This window comes from Streptomyces sp. NPDC028368 (genome assembly GCF_055565615.1).
In genome coordinates this window covers 83,649-100,002 of the sequence record NZ_JBVHTY010000011.1, presented here as the reverse complement: position 1 = coordinate 100,002, position 16,354 = coordinate 83,649, and the positions used below count along the sequence as shown (strand labels likewise).

Here is a 16,354-nt window from a genome sequence, read left to right as displayed (position 1 = left end):
GTACTGCTCAGTGCGCTGCTGCGGGCCTCAGCCCGCTACTCGCGCGGCGAGGGCGTCGCCGATCTCGTCCGTGCTGCGGGCGGTGCCGTTCCGGGCCTCCAGGTCGGCCGCGACGGCCTCCTCGATGCGGGCGGCCTCGGTCTCGTAGCCGAGGTGGCGCAGCAGGAGGGAGACGGAGAGGATCGTCGCCGTCGGGTCGGCCTTGCCGGTGCCCGCGATGTCCGGCGCGGAGCCGTGCACCGGCTCGAACATCGAGGGGAACTCGCCGGTCGGGTTGATGTTCCCGGAGGCGGCCAGGCCGATACCGCCGGTGACGGCCGCGGCGAGGTCGGTGAGAATGTCGCCGAAGAGGTTGTCGGTGACGATCACATCGAACCGCTCGGGCTGCGTGACGAAGAAGATCGTCGCGGCGTCGACGTGCAGGTAGTCGGTGGTGACCTCGGGGTACTCCTGGCCGACCTTGTCGAAGATGTTCTTCCACAGGTGGCCGGCGTAGACCAGGACGTTGTTCTTGTGGACCAGCGTCAGCTTCTTGCGGGGGCGGGCGTTGGCCCGCTCGTAGGCGTCGCGGACCACGCGCTCCACGCCGTAGGCGGTGTTGAGGCTGACCTCGGTGGCGACCTCGGCCGGGGTGCCGGTCCGCAGGGAGCCGCCGTTGCCGGTGTAGGGGCCCTCGGTGCCCTCGCGGACCACCACGAAGTCGATCTCCGGGCGGCCGGCGAGCGGGGTCGCGGTGTTCGGGAAGAGCTTCGAGGGGCGCAGGTTGACGAAGTGGTCGAAGGCGAAGCGGAGCTTGAGGAGCAGCCCGCGCTCGAGCACACCGGACGGCACCGACGGGTCACCGATCGCGCCGAGCAGGATGGCGTCGTGCTGCTTGAGCGACTCCAGCTCCGCGTCGGGGAGCGTGTCCCCGGTCTCGTGCCATCGCCTGGCCCCGAGGTCGTACTCCTGGGTTTCCAGCTTGACGTCCTGCGGGAGTACCGAGGTCAGGACCTTCAGGCCCTGGGCCACGACTTCCTGGCCGATACCGTCACCGGGGATCACTGCGAGGCGAATGCTGCGAGACATGCCTGGACCCTACTCTCCGTCCCATTGATTGACACGTAACGTCCGTCATACGGACACGTGGGAAGCCGGTCAGCTGCCGTTCACCCGTTCGACCCACCGTGTACGGCTCTCGCTGCGAAATTCAACGGCATGACTGCACCTTCCCGGGGCTCCGGCCCCGTGTCCTCGCATCTTCCGCGTGTCGGTATACCGGAGCAGCTCGCGGCCCGGCTGAGCATGCCCGAGCAGCATGAGTACCTCCGTACGAAGCTGACCCGCCGCGGCCTGCTGCGGACCTCGGCCGCCACCGCGGGCGCGGTCGCGGGCTCCGGTCTGCTGGCCTCTTCGGCCCAGGCCGCCTCCCCCACCCTTCTCGCCTCGCGCGCCACCGCCGCCGTCGACGGGTCGCTGGTCGCCCCCTTCGGCCGTCACCTGGCCTTCGGCGCCGACCCCAAGACCCAGATGCGGGTGGCCTGGCAGGTGCCGTTCGCGGTCCGGCGGCCGTATCTGCGGGTGGGGCTCGAGCCGTGGGACCTGGGGCGCAAGATCGAGGCCGAGGTGCGCGATCTGCACACCCCGGCGCTGTCGTCGAAGCTGCCGGCCGTCGAGCAGTACTACCTGCACGCCGCACTGGACGGGCTGCGCCCGGGGACGACGTACTACTACGGCGTCGGCCACGACGGTTTCGACCCGGCCGACCCGCGCCACTTCTCCACCGTCGGCACCTTCCGTACCGCCCCGGCGCGTGCCGAGTCGTTCGTCTTCACCGCCTTCGGCGACCAGGGCGTCAGCTACCACGCGCTCGCCAACGACCAGCTGATCCTGGGTCAGAACCCGTCCTTCCACCTGCACGCGGGCGACATCTGCTACGCGGACCCGGACGGCCAGGGCTCCGACCACGACACCTACGACGCCCGCGTCTGGGATCAGTTCCTCGCCCAGACCGAGTCGGTGGCCAAGTCCGTGCCGTGGATGGTGACCACCGGCAACCACGACATGGAGGCCTGGTACTCGCCCAACGGCTACGGCGGCCAGAACGCCCGCTGGACGCTGCCCGGCACCGGCCCGGACGCCGAGAACGCCCCCGGCGTCTACTCCTTCACCTACTCCAACGTCGCCGTCGTCGCACTGGACGCCAACGACGTCTCGTACGAGATCCCGGCCAACCAGGGCTACACCGGCGGCAGGCAGACCCGCTGGCTGGACCGCCGGCTGGGAGAGCTGCGCGCCGCGGACGGGATCGACTTCATCGTCGTCTTCTTCCACCACTGCGCCTTCTCCACCACCAACTCGCACGCCTCGGACGGCGGCGTGCGCGACGCGTGGCTGCCGCTGTTCGAGAAGCACCAGGTGGATCTGGTCGTCAACGGCCACAACCACGTCTACGAGCGCACCGACGCCATCATGGGCGGCCGGGTCGGCAAGAAGGTACCGATCGGCGAGCGCGTCGACTCCTCGCGCGAGGGCATCGTCTACGTCACCGCGGGCGGCGCGGGCAGGGCGCTGTACGACTTCCCGGTGCCGGACAGCTACGAGGGCCATGTCAAGGACCTCGACGAGGTGAAGACGTATCACTGGACCAAGGACCGCACCAAGGCCGTGGACACGGTGGAGTGGTCGCGGGTGCGCTACACCGGCTTCTCGTTCCTCGCGGTCGAGGTCGAGCCGGGGCACCGCCCCCGCATGAAGGTCACGGCACTCGCCGAGTCGGGCGAGCGCGTCGACCACTTCGAGGTGACGCGCTAGCGGACACCGCCCTGGGCGACGGCTGTGCCCCGGGTGCGCCCGTGCGCCCGGGGCGTCAGTGCCCGGTGGCGCCGCCGTTGTCGCGGCGGTCGAGCGCCCGCTGGAGGGCGGCCGCGGCGGCCCGGCGGTCGGCTTCGTTGGTGGTGCGGGCGGAGTGGCGGGTCCTGCGGACGGCTGTCTCGGCCATGATTCACGTCTCCAATGCCAAAGCCCCGAGAGCTTCAGGGGTGCGTCGATGCAGACACGGCCGGCAGGGGCGGGGACCACGGCGCGGCAGGGATCACCTGCGCTGGCGCACCGGGCCTCATCCGCCGCGCTCGATGGAGCGGTACGTTCGGCTTCTACAACGCTAGGACAGCCGGGCCGTGATGTCTGCACAATTACTTGGGCTTCCTACTATCTGAGACGGAGACCACTGCGCTCCGGGCGGCGCCCGCCCGGCGAGCGGTACTCAGCCGGGGTTAGCCCACTTGAGTACCGCACGTGAGTACGAACACCGTGCCGCGGCCGGGCGTTGCACGGCGAAAGTGGCCCCATGAACGGCCTGTACGCACTCAAGCCCTGGTACGCGGCCCGGCTCGGCAGGGTCCGCGGCGCGCTGGCCCGCCGGGAGGTCTCGCCCGACGTGCTGACCGCCGCCGGTGTGCTCGCGGCCGCGTGGGCCGCGGCCGCGCTCGCCTGGCTGCCGGCCCCGCTCGCCGCCCTCCCCGTCGCGGCCCTGCTGGCCGCCCGGCTGGCCTTCGCCAACCTCGACGGCGCCCTGGCCCGCGACACCGGGCGCTGCACCCGGCGCGGCAGTGTCCTCAACGAACTCGGCGACCGCGCCGCCGACCTCCTGGTCCTCGCCGGATTCCTGACCCGCGCCCCGCTGTGGCTGGTGGCCGCCGCCGCGCTGGCCGCGACGCTGCCGTCCTGGGTGGCGCTGGCGGGCGCGGCGGCCGGGGCGCCGCGCCGTAACGGCGGTCCGGTCGGCAAGACGGAACGCTGCCTGCTCACGGTGGTGGCCGCCGCGACGGGCTGGGCGGTACCGGTCCTGGCCGTGCTGGCGGTCGGCTCCGCGCTGACGGCGGTGCTCCGACTGGCCTGGCTGTGGCGGGAATTGGGCGACACCACGACCGAGGTGACCCGGTGAGCGCGCTCGTGGGGCCGGCCCCGGCGGGCGGCGCCGGAAGCCTCCTGCTGACCGGCGGCGAGGCCGTCGGGCGGGTCGCTCCGGTGGTCGGCGGGGTACTGGGGCTGGGCGGCGTGGCCGTCGCGGCGCTGCCCGCCCGGGTACGGATGCGCCGCGAACTGCGCCGCCGCTGGCGCACCTGGGCGCTGGCCGCCCCGGTCTTCCTGGGCTCGCTGTTCTTCGGCGAGGCGGGCGCGGCGGTCCTGGCGGCGGGCCTCGGCCTGATCGCCGTGGCGGAGTACGCACGGATGGCCCCCGGCGGGACGTCCGCCGGCGCCGAGCGCCGGGTGCTCGCCGCGGCCGCCGTCGTCCTGCCGCTGCTCGCCTGGCTGCGCCCCGAGTGGCTGGATCTGCGGGCGATGACGGTGCTGCTGCTCGCCGCCACGCTGCCCGCACTGCTGTCCGGCGACCACACGGCGGGCGCGGCCCGCGCCGCCCGCGCCCTCTTCGGCCTGCTGTGGATCCCGGTGGCGCTCACCGGCCTCGTCCTCCTCGGCGGTACCGCCGTCGCGGTGGGCGTCGCGGTCGCGCTCGGCGATGTGGGTGCCTGGTGCGGCGGTATGGCACTGGGGCGGCGCGGCGCACTCGCCCGCCCGCTGTCGCCGCTCTCCCCCAACAAGACCTGGGCCGGGGTGCTCGGCGCGGCGGTGGCAACGGCCGGTGCCCTGGCGGCCGTCGGCGCGTTCACCCCCTGGCTGTGGGGCGCGGTGCTGGCCGGCTGCGTCCTGGGTGACCTGCTCGAATCCATGGTCAAGCGGGAGGCCGGGGTGAAGGACGCCGGGAGCTGGCTGCCCGGCTTCGGCGGGCTGCTGGACCGTATCGACTCGCTGCTGGTGGCGGTGCCGCTGGCGATGGTGGTGACGCTGTGACAGCAGCCGGGCGTGAGTGCCGTACCGCCGCACGGGCCGCCGCACGGGCCACGGCCCGCCGCGGCGCCAGGGTGCGGGCCGGGGGTTCCGTTGCGGGCGGCCGACGGGGCCGCACCGGCCGCCGGCGCCCGTCGTCCCCGCACGCCCGCCGCCGTGCGCTGCGTCCCCGGGGCATCCGGCGCCCCCGCCGGATCCACCGGCCGCTGCGCCCCCACCTCCTCGGCGGCGGCCGCCCCGCCCGCCACCCGGCGCTGCGCACGCTTCCTCCCGTCCCCCGGCTCCCCCGGGTGCCGCTCCCGTCCACCACCGCCTCCTGGCTGCGCCGCGCGCTGTGGACCCTCGCCCTCACCCTCACCGGCGGCATCACCCGCCATGGCCAACTCCCGCGCGGCGGCTGCGTGGTCGTCGCCAACCACTCCTCACACGCCGACACCGCGGCCCTGCTCGCCGCTCTCGACGCCCGGCACGCCCCGCTGATCGGCGCGGCCGCCGACTACTGGTTCGCCACCCCGTGGCGCCGCCGCATCTGCCGCCGCCTCGCCGCGGGGTTCCCCGTACGGCGCACCGGCGGCGGCCTCGACGACCTGCTGGACACGGCCGACGCGCTGCGGGCCGGCCGCGCCGTGGTCCTCTTCCCCGAGGGCACCCGCGGCCGCGACGGCGCGGTCGGCGACTTCCGCCGGGGCGCCCTGCTCCTGGCCGAACGGGCCGGCGTCCCGGTCGTCCCGGTGGGCCTCGCGGGCACCGACCGCCTGCTCCCCAAACACGGCACCCTGCGCCGCACCGAGGTCCGCGTCCACATCGGCGCCCCCCTGTACGGCCCCGTCGCCCCGGCCACCGCCCGCGACGCCGTGCAGTCCCTGACCGACCGCGCGGCGCTGACCGATCACGCGGCCCTGACCGACCTTGCGGCCGTGGGCGGCCGCCCCGACTCCCGGCTCCGCCGCCGTACCGCCGCCCTCGTCGCCTCCCGCCGGGGCCTGCCGCTCGCCTTCGCCTGGGCCTTCGCCGAGGCGCTGAGCTGGCCGCTGATGCCGGAACTCTTCCTCGCCATCGCCTGCGTGGCCGCGCCCCGCGCCGGTCTGCGGCTCTCCCTCGCGGCCCTGGCCGGCAGCCTCACGGGCGGTCTCCTCGCCCTCCAACTCGCCGCCGGCGGCGCCCACTTGCCCGCCCCGCTCACCACGGACCGGATGCGCGCCGAGGTCTCCCGCCAGCTCGCCGACGAGGGCGCCGCGGCCGTCCGCCACCAGCCCTGGGACGGCATCCCGTACAAGGTCTACGCCGCCGAAGCGGGCCGCGCCCATGTCCCCGCCCCCGACTGGCTCCTGGCCTCCGCCGAGGCCCGCGGCAGCCGCACGCTGACGGTCGGCCTGGCGTTCGCTGCGCTGGGGGCGGCGGGGCGGCCTTGGCGGCGGCGGTATGCGGGGTATCTGGCGCTGTTGGGGGGTGGGTTCGCGGTGGGGCTGGGGATGATCGTCAACGGCTGGAGCTGATATTCGTACGAACTGGTGGTGGGCGGCGGTCACGTGGCCGGGCGACGGAACCGCATGCCTACCGTGGCCGCATGATCAATCCGGACAAGGCCCTGTGGCGGGCGTGGAAAGCCATCGACCTTCCCGAGGGCTGCCACACCGAGCTTGTGGAGAACTGCGAGGCCACGGCACCGTCACCGTGCTCACCGTCCCCTGCCCCGCAGAAGCCTCCTACGCCGACGAGCACCGCGTCGCGTACGGCACCGACATCACCCTCCCCGAAGGTCCCGCCAAGGGATTCACCATCGGGGAGCCCATCACCGGCCCCCGTCGCACCGGCAGCTGACGCAAACACCGGCGGCCCGGCACCCCCAAGAGGGTGCCGGGCCGCCGCCGTACGCAGGGGCCTCAGCCCATGTGCGGGTACCGGTAGTCCGTCGGCGGCACCAGCGTCTCCTTGATGGAGCGGGTGGACGTCCAGCGCATCAGGTTCTGCTTGGCGCCGGCCTTGTCGTTGGTGCCCGAGGCGCGGCCGCCGCCGAAGGGCTGCTGGCCGACGACGGCGCCGGTGGGCTTGTCGTTGATGTAGAAGTTGCCGGCCGCGAAGCGCAGCACCTCACAGGTACGGGCCGCTTCGGCGCGGTCCTGGGCGATGACGCAGCCGGTCAGGCCGTAGGCCGAGGCGGACTCCATCTGCTGCAGCATCGCGTCGTAGTCGGCGTCGTCGTAGACGTACACGCCCAGGATCGGGCCGAAGTACTCGTCCTTGAAGATCTCGTTCTCCGGGTCGGTGGAGACCAGGACCGTCGGGCGGACGAAGTAGCCCTCGCTGTCGTCGTACGTGCCGCCGGCCACGACCTCGACCGTCGGGTCGGCCTTGGCGCGGTCGATGGCCGCCTTGTTCTTGGCGAAGGACCGCTCGTCGATGACGGCGCCCATGAAGTTCGCCAGGTCCGCGACATCGCCCATGGTCAGGCTGTCGACCTCGGCCGCGAACTCTTCCTTCAAACCGGCGTTCCAGAGGGAGGCCGGGACGTAGGCGCGGGAGGCGGCGGAACACTTCTGGCCCTGGAACTCGAAGGCGCCACGGGTCATGGCGGTCTTCAGCACGGCGCGGTCGGCCGTCGGGTGGGCGACGATGAAGTCCTTGCCGCCGGTCTCGCCGACCAGACGCGGGTAGGTCTTGTAGTTCTCGATGTTGGTGCCGACCGTCTTCCACAGGTACTGGAAGGTCTTGGTCGAACCGGTGAAGTGGATGCCCGCCAGCTCGGGGTGGGTCAGCGCCACCTCGGAGACGTCCTTGCCGTCGCCGGTGACGAGGTTGATGACGCCCTTGGGCAGCCCGGCCTCCTCCAGCAGCTGCATCAGCAGCACGGCGGCGTAGGTCTGCGTCGGGGAGGGCTTCCAGACGACCACGTTGCCCATGAGGGCGGGGGCGGTCGGGAGGTTGCCGGCGATCGCGGTGAAGTTGAAGGGCGTGATCGCGTAGACGAAGCCTTCGAGGGGGCGGTGGTCCGAGCGGTTCCAGACGCCGGGGGAGTTCGCCGGGGGCTGCTCGGCGAGGATCTGGCGCGCGAAGTGCACATTGAAGCGCCAGAAGTCGATCAGCTCGCAGGGAGTGTCGATCTCCGCCTGCTGGGCGGTCTTGGACTGGCCGAGCATGGTGGCGGCGGCCAGCTTCTCGCGCCAGGGACCGGAGAGCAGGTCCGCGGCCTTGAGGATGATCGCGGCGCGGTCGTCGAAGGACAGCGCACGCCAGGCGGGGGCGGCGGCCAGCGCGGCGTCGACCGCGTCCTGGGCGTCCTTGACGGTGGCGGTGCCGAAGGTGCCGAGCCGGGCGGCGTGGTTGTGGGGCTGTACGACATCGAAGCGCTCGCCGGCGCCCATCCGCCGCTCGCCGCCGATGGTCATCGGCAGCTCGATCGGGTTACCGGCCAGCTCCTTGAGCTTGGCCTCCAGGCGACTGCGCTCCGCGCTGCCGGGGGCGTAGGTGTGAACCGGCTCGTTAACCGGCACGGGGACCTGGGTCACAGCGTCCATGGCGGCCGTGTCTCCTTCGCTGTAGTTCGCTGTAGCGACGTCGGTGTTCGTACGGGGTCTACGGGGGTCAGCGGTGCGGCCCGGGTTTCCAGCATCCACCCGAACCCGCCGCCAGGGGGCAATCAGCCGCGAGTCGCCAGCGACCGCAGGAAGAACCCGAGGTTCGCGGGGCGCTCGGCGAGGCGGCGCATGAAGTAGCCGTACCAGTCGGTGCCGTACGGGATGTAGACCCGCATGCGGTGCCCCTCGGCGACCAGCCGCTGCTGTTCGGCCTCGCGGATGCCGTACAGCATCTGGAATTCGAAGTCGCCGGGCTTGCGGCCGTTGCGCTGCGCCAGCTCCTGGCCGATGGCGACCATCCGCGGGTCGTGCGACCCGATCATGGGGTAGCCCTGCCCCGCCATCAGGATCTTCAGGCAGCGGACATAGGCCTTGTCGACCTCCCGCTTGTCCTGGAAGGCGACGGTCGCGGGCTCCTTGTACGCACCCTTGACCAGCCGCACCCGGGAGCCTTCCCCGGCGAGCGCATGACAGTCGTCCTCGGTACGGAAGAGGTAGGACTGGACGACCGCGCCCGTCTGGGGGTAGCGCTCACGCAGCTCGGCGAGGATGGCGAGGGTGGAGTCGACGGTGGTGTGGTCCTCCATGTCGAGGGTCACCGTCGTACCGGCCTCGGCGGCGGCCTCGACCACCGGCGTGACGTTCTTCAGCGCCAGCTCGTGGCCGCCGGGCAGCGCCTGGCCGAAGGCGGAGAGCTTGACGGACATCTCGGCCTTCACGCCGAGCCCCTGCTCCTTGAGCGCCGCCGTCAGCTGGAGATAGGCGTCGCGGTTACGCAGCGCCTCGGCAGGGTCGGTGATGTCCTCGCCCAGGTGGTCGAGGGTGACCTCCAGGCCGCGCGCGGCCAGCGACCGGACGACCGTCATGGACTCGGCCAGCCGCTCGCCGGCGATGAAGCGGTCCACCACAGGGCGGGTGACCGGAGCGGCCGCGACGATGCGGCGGATGCTGTCGCTGCGCGCTGCGGCGAGAAGCACGGGACCCAGCATGGGGCACCTCCACGGTTCAGGATGACAAATGCCGGGCGAGCGCCGTAGCGGCGGTGCAGCGGCAAGATGAGCCACCTGAAACTTAAGGATCTCGCCATCTTCCGGCCATCGACAGCTGTCACGCCTTCGTGGTCAGGATCTCAGACAGATGTATGAGAATGGTGCAGGGCACGTACGGACGAGAAGGTACGGACAAGAAGGGAGCCCGGCGGCGGATGCGGGGCGATTACCAGCAGCTCGTGGACGAGATCTCGGCGGCGCTCGGCGCACCGGCGACGCTGGAGGACCGGGATTTCGGGCTGATCGCGTTCGGCGCGCACGAAGGTGACGACGACGAGGTCATGGACCCGGTACGGACCCGGTCGATCCTGCAGCGCCGGTCGTCGGCGGCGGTACGGGCCTGGTTCGAGGCGTTCGGGATCGCGCGGGCCAGGACGGCGCTGCGCATTCCGCCGGACCCCGCAGCCGGGGTCTTCCGCGGCCGGATCTGTCTGCCCGTACGCCATCGCGGCATCGTGCACGGCTATGTCTGGCTGCTGGACGACGGGCATCTGACCGACCTGGAACTGGGCGGCCGCGGCGCGCCGGCGGACCCGCGGATCGCGCAGGCGATGGAGACCGCCGCCCGGATCGGCGCCCTGCTGGCGGACGAGGCCCGCGCCGGGGCCGAGCTGGGCGATCTCCTGCGGGAGCTGCTGACCTCGGGGCCCGGTGCGCGCGGGTCCGGTGCGCGCGGCGCCGCCGAGGCCGCCCTGGGCGATGCGCTGCGCGACACCCTGCGCTTCCCGGCGGGCTCGCCGCTCACTCTGGTCGCGGTGCTGCCCTGGGACACCACGGACGCCGACGCGGCGCCGCTGCCGAGCCTGCCGGGGCTGCTCGCGGCCTGTCCGCTGCCCGCGGGCAGCGGCCCGTCCGGGGCCGCCGAGCCCCCGGCTCCGGGGACGGCGCCCGACGCCACCGACTCCGCCGACCGGCCGCGCACCGGCCACCCGCACGCCGCGTCCCCCGCCCTGGCCGCCCTCGTACGTCTCCGTTCGCCCGGCTCCCTCGCCCCCGCCCATACGGTGGCCGAGCATCTGCTGCGCTCACCCCGCGCGGGCGCCGCGCCGGCCGCCGGGACCGCCCGCGGCCGCGCCCTCGCGCCCCGGCCCGGTGCCGCCGGAATCGGCACCGGCACAAGGGAGTTGGCCGACCTTCCGGCCGCCTGGCAGCAGGCCCTGGATGCGGCCCGCGCCGCCCGTGCCGAGCCGCGGCTGGGCCCGGTCGCCCAGTGGGACGCCATCGGCGCGTACCGCCTGCTGACCGCGCTGCCCCTCACCGGCCCCGACCCGGCCGTCGAGGCGCTGCTGGCCCCCGCACACGCCGAACTGGCCCGCACCGCCGAGGCGTTCCTCGACTGCGCGGGCCAGGCCGGCCGTACCGCCCAGGCCCTGGGCATCCACCGCCAGACGCTCTACTACCGCCTGGGCCGCGTGGAAAAGCTGACCGGCCTCGACCTGGACGAGGGCCAGGACCGGCTGCTGCTGCACATCGCGCTCAAGGAGGCGCGGCTGTGAGCCCCGGCGGCCGGCGGCGGTGAGCCCTAGCGACGGAAGACGACCGCCGACACCGGCATGGCCGGGTTCCCGTACCCGCTCAGCTGGAGGGTGAAGCCGCCGTCCAGGACCCGCCCGGCCAGTTCTCCGTGCTCGACCGCCGCCCCCTGCGCCTCGAGCTCGGCGACGACGTCGGCGTAGGGGCGGCCGAGCAGCTGTACGCCGCGGAACCAGGCCGTGCCGCTCACCCCGGAGTAGGTGATGACCATCGAGGTCAGCCGGTCGTCGGCGTCGAAGAACAGCACCAGGCCGTGGTCGGAGTACCAGTCCATGCTCACGCCGCCGTACTCCGGGCGGCTCTGCTGCGCCGGCCCGAGCCTGGCCCCCAACTCCCGGCGCTCCTGGCCCAGTTGTACGGCCTCGGTACCTTCGCCGGGGACCAGCCGGTGCTCGGTGATCCGCTCGGCCGGGCCCGCCTCCGAGTAGGTGATGGCGTCGGCGAGCGCGGACCTGCGGAAGAGTCCGACGCTGTAGGCGCGGTCGTCGTCCGGTCCGTAAGGGGCTGTGAGGTGGAAGCCGGCGTCCGGGGCCGCGACGCCCACGTCGCCGTCGACCAGGCGGACGCCGCGCTCCCGGAGGCCGTCGAGCACCGCGTCGTACGGCAGCCCGGTGAGCGGGAGGTCCTGGTAGAAGACCGGTGCGGGGTCGAACGCCTCCAAATACACCAGGCGTTCCGCGTCGTCGAAGTGGAAGATCAGCCCGCCCTCGACGTAGTGGTCGCACAGCCCGGTGTCCCAGGGCGCCTTGCGGAACGTCCTCCGCTCCCCCAGGTGCTCGCCGAACGCCCCGGCCAGCCGGTCGGCGAGCACCTTGCGATGCTCGCCGAGCCGGATGCCGCCGGGGACCAGCCCCGCCAGTCCACCGAAGGGCTGGACCCGCCAGCCCGGGAACTGCGCCTCGTCGTCCGCCATCGCTCGCTCCTCCCCCGTCGGCCTCAGCGGCCCCGGCACCTCAACCTGTGCGGCGATGAACTCCCGTTCACCGCCGATGCGTTGGAGGACCTTGTCGCAGACGCCGCGGGCGGTGGTGCGCGCGTACCCCTGCTCCGGCAGGCACCGCTCGGCGCCTCCCCGAAGATCTTCGCGGTCTCCCCTGCCGGCAGCCTAACGCCGCGCCCTGCGGAAGGGATCCAGGGCCCGGCCCCGGACGCAGCCCCGGACGCATCCCCGGTCGCCTCGCCCGACAGGACGGGTGCCCTAGCGGGAAGTGGGGTCGCCCGGCCGGGTCATGCCGTAATAGCGGTAGAGCTCGGCCTCCTCGGAGGGGTCGAGATGGCCGTTCGCGTCGATCCGCGGCGCTTTCTTGATCGTTTCCTTGGCGTGCGGAACATGCAGCTCGCCGCCCGCCCGCCGCGCCCCGGCAAGCGGTACGAAGATCTCCTTCATACCGAACAGCCCGATACGCACAGTGATCCACTCGGGGGCATCGGTGGCGTCGTCGCGGTAGACCTGCTGGACGGTGCCCACCTTGGAACCCTGCACATCGACCACGGTCAAGCCGGTCAGATCCTGAGGGGTGTCACCCTGCGGTGCGTTCATGGCGCATCTCTCCTTCCGCACGCGCCGGCGGGGGCACGCGCAGTTCCCATTGCGCGCCGCGAAGACCCCCGCAGCGACTCGGGGCGGCCGGGAATCACCGGGCTCGGCGGCGCCGGGACGGTGCTGGGGCCTCGCACGCCGTCAGGGGCGGGCGCACCGTTGCTACGCCGTTCGGGTGAACGGCGGGAGCGTCCACGGAACGGCGGGAGCGTCCACGCCTGCCGGCCGGTACGTCACCCCCATGGCCCCGTCCTTGCACGCAAAGGGGTCAGGGCCCCGCCGAAACGGGGCCCTGACCCATTGACCTGCGAAAACCGCCGAAGCGAATCAGCCGAGGTTGACCGCGCGCACCGAGGTCGCGCCGATCTCCTCCGCGATCTCGGAGAGCACGGCGGCCGGAATCGTGTCGTCAACGGTCAGCGCGACCAGCGCCTCGCCGCCGACGTTCTCCCGCGAGACCTGCATATTGCCGATGTTGATGCCGGCCTCGCCCAGGATCTTGCCGACGGTGCCGACGACACCGGGGCGGTCGCTGTAGCGCAGGAACGCCATGTGGTCGGCGAGCGCCAGGTCGATGGAGTGCTCCCCGACCGCGACGACCTTCTGGATGTTCTTGTGGCCGGCGAGCGTGCCGGAGATCGACACCTCGTCGCCGCCCGCGAGCGTGCCGCGCACCGTCACCACATTGCGGTGCTCGGGCGACTCGCTGCTGGTCGTCAGCCGCACCTCGACGCCGCGCTCCTGCGCGAACAGCGGGGCGTTCACGTACGAGACCGTCTCGTCCACCACGTCCTCGAACACGCCCTTGAGCGCGGACAGTTCGAGCACCTTGACGTCATGCTGGGTGATCTCGCCGTACACCTCGACATCGAGCCGCAGCGCGACCTCGCCCGCGAGGGCGGTGAAGATGCGGCCGAGCTTCTCGGCGAGCGGCAGCCCCGGCTTGACGTCCTCGGCGATCACGCCGCCCTGGACGTTGACCGCGTCCGGCACCAGCTCGCCGGCGAGCGCCAGGCGCACCGACTTGGCGACCGAGATACCGGCCTTCTCCTGCGCCTCACCGGTCGAAGCGCCGAGGTGCGGGGTGGCGACGACCTGGTCGAACTCGAAGAGCGGCGAGTCGGTGCAGGGCTCGGTCGCGTACACGTCCAGGCCCGCGCCGGCGACCCGGCCCTCCTTGAGCGCGGTGGCCAGCGCGGCCTCGTCCACGATCCCGCCGCGCGCGGCGTTGACGATCCGGACCGACGGCTTGACCTTGTGCAGCGCCTCGTCGCCGATCAGACCGACCGTCTCGGGGGTCTTGGGGAGGTGGACGGTGATGAAGTCCGCGACCTCCAGCAGCTCGTCGAGCGTGAGGAGCTTGACGCCCATCTGCGCGGCGCGGGCCGGCTGGACGTAGGGGTCGTAGGCGACGACCTTCATGCCGAAGGCGGACATCCGCTGGGCGACCAGGACGCCGATCCGGCCGAGGCCGACCACGCCGAGGGTCTTCTCGCTGAGCTCGACGCCGGTGTACTTGCTGCGCTTCCACTCGCCGTTCTTCAGAGCGGTGTTGGCCTGCGGGATGTTACGCGCGGTGGCGACCAGCAGACCGCAGGCCAGCTCGGCGGCGGTGACGATGTTGGAGGTGGGGGCGTTGACGACCATCACGCCCGCCTTGGTGGCGGCGGAGACGTCGACGTTGTCCAGGCCCACACCCGCGCGGGCCACGACCTTCAGCTTCTTGGCGGCGGCGATCGCCTCGGCGTCGACCTTCGTCGCGCTGCGCACGAGGACGGCGTCGACGTCGGCGATGGCGGGCAGCAGCTCGGCGCGGTCCGCGCCGTTGCAGTGCCGGATCTCGAAGTCAGGGCCGAGGGCGTCGACGGTGGCGGGCGACAGCTCTTCGGCGATCAGTACGACGGGTTTCGAGCTCACGTGGTCTTCAGTCCTCACTAGTCCTTCGCGGACGGCCGTCCCGGCGGCCGAAGGCGGTGAAGGGGGAAAGCCGCGTGGAAGACGCACGACGTTGTGAGCCTGACGCGCTTGTTGGTTTGAGTGTAGTGGCGCGGGGAGAAGCGGCCTGCGCCGAAGCGGAAGGATCACCCGTGCGGGCTTCTACGCGGTGGACAATGCGGCGCCGCCGTCCTTGCGCACGGGCCGCGGCGGGTATGGACGAGGGGGCCGCGACCTGCGCCGCGACCCCCTGTCCCACGGGCTTACGCCTCGTCGTCCACCCAGCTCATCAGCTTGCGCAGCTTCTTGCCGGTGGTCTCCAGCAGGTGGTTCTCGTCGGCCTTCTTGTACTCGTTGTACTTCGGCAGACCGGCGTTGTACTCCGCCATCCAGTTGTTGGCGAAGGTGCCGTCCTGGATCTCGGCGAGGACCTTCTTCATCTCGGCCTTGGTCTGGTCGGTGACGACGCGGGGGCCGGTGACGTAGTCGCCCCACTCGGCGGTCTCGGAGACCGACCAGCGCATCTTCTCCAGACCGCCCTCGTACATCAGGTCCACGATCAGCTTGAGCTCGTGGAGGCACTCGAAGTACGCGATCTCGGGCTGGTAGCCCGCCTCGACCAGCGTCTCGAAGCCGGCCTTGACCAGCGCCGAGGCGCCACCGCACAGCACGGCCTGCTCACCGAACAGGTCGGTCTCGGTCTCCTCGGTGAAGGTGGTCTTGATGACACCGGCACGGGTGCCGCCGATGGCCTTGGCGTACGAGAGCGCCAGGGCGAACGCGTTGCCGGAGGCGTCCTGCTCGACGGCGGCGATCGCCGGAACGCCGCGGCCCTCTTCGTACTGACGGCGCACCAGGTGGCCCGGACCCTTGGGGGCGACCAGGGCGACGTCCACGCCGGCCGGGACCTTGATGAAGCCGAAGCGGACGTTGAAGCCGTGGGCGAAGAACAGCGCGTCGCCGTCCTTGAGGTTGTCCTTGATGGACTCCTCGTAGACCTTGGCCTGGATCGGGTCCGGGATGAGGATCATGATGACGTCGGCCTCGGCCGCCGCCTCGGCGGGCGTCACCACGCGCAGGCCCTGCTCCTCGGCCTTCGCCTTGGACTTGGAGCCCTCGTGCAGACCGACCCGCACGTCGACGCCGGAGTCACGCAGGGACAGCGCGTGGGCGTGGCCCTGGCTTCCGTAGCCGATGACCGCGACCTTGCGGTTCTGGATGATGGACAGGTCGGCATCGTCGTCGTAGAACAGCTCGGCCACTTCGGGTATCTCCTTGGATCTAGCGGGTGCCCACACAGTATGTCGGGCGGGTCGGGGAAGGTTTGAGGGTCTCGCCATACGGTCCGGGCGGACCGCGGGAATCAGGCCGTACGGTCCAGGGCGCGCAGCGAGCGGTCCGTGATGGACCGGGCGCCACGGCCTATGGCGATGGTGCCGGACTGGACCAGTTCCTTGATGCCGAACGGCTCCAGCATCTTGAGCATCGCCTCCAGCTTGTCACTGGATCCGGTGGCCTCGATCGTGACGGCGTCCGGGGAGACATCCACGGTCTTGGCGCGGAAGAGCTGGACGATCTCGACGATCTGCGAGCGGGTCTCGTTGTCGGCGCGGACCTTGACCAGGACCAGCTCGCGCTGGATCGCGGTGCCCGGCTCCAGCTCGACGATCTTCAGGACGTTGACGAGCTTGTTGAGCTGCTTGGTGACCTGCTCCAGCGGCAGCGACTCGACGCTGACCACGATGGTGATGCGGGAGATGTCGGGGTGCTCGGTGACACCGACCGCGAGGGAGTCGATGTTGAAGCCGCGGCGGGAGAACAGGGCGGCGATCCGGGCCAGGATGCCGGGCGTGTTCTCCACCAGGACGGAGAGCGTGTGCTTGGACATGGGT

General features: G+C 72.1%; 15 protein-coding genes. 6 read left to right on the top strand and 9 right to left on the bottom strand.

Annotated elements, in window-relative coordinates:
- Positions 1-27: 27 nt before the first annotated feature.
- A complete protein-coding gene (locus ACZ4S3_RS24915) occupies positions 28-1,068 on the bottom strand; it encodes a 3-isopropylmalate dehydrogenase (protein WP_467937740.1) in 1,041 nt (346 codons plus the stop codon).
- Between the two features lie 129 nt (positions 1,069-1,197).
- Here ACZ4S3_RS24915 and ACZ4S3_RS24910 point away from each other — a divergent pair, with 129 nt between their 5' ends.
- Positions 1,198-2,793 carry a purple acid phosphatase family protein gene (locus tag ACZ4S3_RS24910; protein ID WP_467937738.1) on the top strand — a complete coding sequence of 532 codons (1,596 nt, stop codon included), beginning with the start codon at positions 1,198-1,200 and terminating at the stop codon, positions 2,791-2,793.
- A 55-nt stretch (positions 2,794-2,848) separates the two neighbouring features.
- Here the strand turns inward: ACZ4S3_RS24910 and ACZ4S3_RS24905 are convergent, their stop codons facing one another.
- Positions 2,849-2,980: a hypothetical protein gene (locus tag ACZ4S3_RS24905; RefSeq protein ID WP_403502025.1), complete on the bottom strand. Its 132-nt coding sequence runs from the start codon at positions 2,978-2,980 to the stop codon at positions 2,849-2,851.
- A 348-nt stretch (positions 2,981-3,328) separates the two neighbouring features.
- Here ACZ4S3_RS24905 and ACZ4S3_RS24900 point away from each other — a divergent pair, with 348 nt between their 5' ends.
- The 4 genes from ACZ4S3_RS24900 (at position 3,329) to ACZ4S3_RS24885 (ending at position 6,651) form a co-directional block, all read left to right on the top strand.
- Positions 3,329-3,925, top strand: coding sequence for a CDP-alcohol phosphatidyltransferase family protein (locus ACZ4S3_RS24900; RefSeq protein WP_467937736.1), 597 nt, complete (start codon positions 3,329-3,331; stop codon positions 3,923-3,925).
- A gap of 44 nt (positions 3,926-3,969) precedes the next feature.
- On the top strand, positions 3,970-4,833 hold the full coding sequence (locus ACZ4S3_RS24895; RefSeq protein ID WP_467938065.1) for a phosphatidate cytidylyltransferase: 864 nt from the start codon (positions 3,970-3,972) through the stop codon (positions 4,831-4,833).
- A gap of 251 nt (positions 4,834-5,084) precedes the next feature.
- Positions 5,085-6,326: a lysophospholipid acyltransferase family protein gene (locus ACZ4S3_RS24890; protein WP_467938063.1), complete on the top strand. Its 1,242-nt coding sequence runs from the start codon at positions 5,085-5,087 to the stop codon at positions 6,324-6,326.
- Positions 6,327-6,504: 178 nt separating this feature from the next.
- Complete coding sequence (locus ACZ4S3_RS24885) at positions 6,505-6,651, top strand: hypothetical protein (protein ID WP_467937734.1); 147 nt, start codon at positions 6,505-6,507, stop codon at positions 6,649-6,651.
- A 62-nt stretch (positions 6,652-6,713) separates the two neighbouring features.
- Here the strand turns inward: ACZ4S3_RS24885 and pruA are convergent, their stop codons facing one another.
- Both pruA and ACZ4S3_RS24875 read right to left on the bottom strand, forming a co-directional pair.
- Complete coding sequence (gene pruA / locus ACZ4S3_RS24880) at positions 6,714-8,345, bottom strand: L-glutamate gamma-semialdehyde dehydrogenase (protein ID WP_467937732.1); 1,632 nt, start codon at positions 8,343-8,345, stop codon at positions 6,714-6,716.
- 122 nt (positions 8,346-8,467) lie between these two features.
- Entirely contained in the window at positions 8,468-9,394 is a 927-nt protein-coding gene (locus ACZ4S3_RS24875; protein ID WP_467937730.1) for a proline dehydrogenase family protein, read from the bottom strand.
- A 215-nt stretch (positions 9,395-9,609) separates the two neighbouring features.
- Between ACZ4S3_RS24875 and ACZ4S3_RS24870 the strand changes: the two genes are divergently transcribed.
- A complete protein-coding gene (locus ACZ4S3_RS24870) occupies positions 9,610-10,950 on the top strand; it encodes a PucR family transcriptional regulator (RefSeq protein WP_467938062.1) in 1,341 nt (446 codons plus the stop codon).
- 26 nt (positions 10,951-10,976) lie between these two features.
- Here the strand turns inward: ACZ4S3_RS24870 and ACZ4S3_RS24865 are convergent, their stop codons facing one another.
- From ACZ4S3_RS24865 to ilvN, 5 genes are all read right to left on the bottom strand, one after another.
- A complete protein-coding gene (locus tag ACZ4S3_RS24865; RefSeq protein ID WP_467937729.1) occupies positions 10,977-11,900 on the bottom strand; it encodes a hypothetical protein in 924 nt (307 codons plus the stop codon).
- 285 nt (positions 11,901-12,185) lie between these two features.
- Positions 12,186-12,527, bottom strand: a complete 342-nt coding sequence (locus tag ACZ4S3_RS24860; protein ID WP_467937727.1) for a PRC-barrel domain-containing protein — start codon at positions 12,525-12,527, stop codon at positions 12,186-12,188.
- 327 nt (positions 12,528-12,854) lie between these two features.
- Positions 12,855-14,444 (bottom strand): phosphoglycerate dehydrogenase, encoded by a 1,590-nt coding sequence (gene serA / locus ACZ4S3_RS24855; RefSeq protein WP_467937725.1) that lies wholly within the window; start codon positions 14,442-14,444, stop codon positions 12,855-12,857.
- Positions 14,445-14,725: 281 nt separating this feature from the next.
- Complete coding sequence (gene ilvC / locus ACZ4S3_RS24850) at positions 14,726-15,724, bottom strand: ketol-acid reductoisomerase (RefSeq protein ID WP_467937723.1); 999 nt, start codon at positions 15,722-15,724, stop codon at positions 14,726-14,728.
- A gap of 101 nt (positions 15,725-15,825) precedes the next feature.
- Complete coding sequence (gene ilvN, locus ACZ4S3_RS24845) at positions 15,826-16,350, bottom strand: acetolactate synthase small subunit (RefSeq protein ID WP_388262403.1); 525 nt, start codon at positions 16,348-16,350, stop codon at positions 15,826-15,828.
- Positions 16,351-16,354: the final 4 nt, after the last annotated feature.

Excerpts from the sequence above, each read along its gene's own strand:
- ACZ4S3_RS24860 (WP_467937727.1), bottom strand. The coding sequence starts at position 12,527 with ATGAACGCACCGCAGGGTGACACCCCTCAGGATCTGACCGGCTTGACC.
- ACZ4S3_RS24915 (WP_467937740.1), bottom strand. The coding sequence starts at position 1,068 with ATGTCTCGCAGCATTCGCCTCGCAGTGATCCCCGGTGACGGTATCGGC.
- ACZ4S3_RS24900 (WP_467937736.1), top strand. The coding sequence starts at position 3,329 with ATGAACGGCCTGTACGCACTCAAGCCCTGGTACGCGGCCCGGCTCGGC.
- ACZ4S3_RS24865 (WP_467937729.1), bottom strand. The coding sequence starts at position 11,900 with ATGGCGGACGACGAGGCGCAGTTCCCGGGCTGGCGGGTCCAGCCCTTC.
- ACZ4S3_RS24905 (WP_403502025.1), bottom strand. The coding sequence starts at position 2,980 with ATGGCCGAGACAGCCGTCCGCAGGACCCGCCACTCCGCCCGCACCACC.
- ACZ4S3_RS24875 (WP_467937730.1), bottom strand. The coding sequence starts at position 9,394 with ATGCTGGGTCCCGTGCTTCTCGCCGCAGCGCGCAGCGACAGCATCCGC.
- ilvN (WP_388262403.1), bottom strand. The coding sequence starts at position 16,350 with ATGTCCAAGCACACGCTCTCCGTCCTGGTGGAGAACACGCCCGGCATC.
- ACZ4S3_RS24870 (WP_467938062.1), top strand. The coding sequence starts at position 9,610 with ATGCGGGGCGATTACCAGCAGCTCGTGGACGAGATCTCGGCGGCGCTC.
- ACZ4S3_RS24910 (WP_467937738.1), top strand. The coding sequence starts at position 1,198 with ATGACTGCACCTTCCCGGGGCTCCGGCCCCGTGTCCTCGCATCTTCCG.
- pruA (WP_467937732.1), bottom strand. The coding sequence starts at position 8,345 with ATGGACGCTGTGACCCAGGTCCCCGTGCCGGTTAACGAGCCGGTTCAC.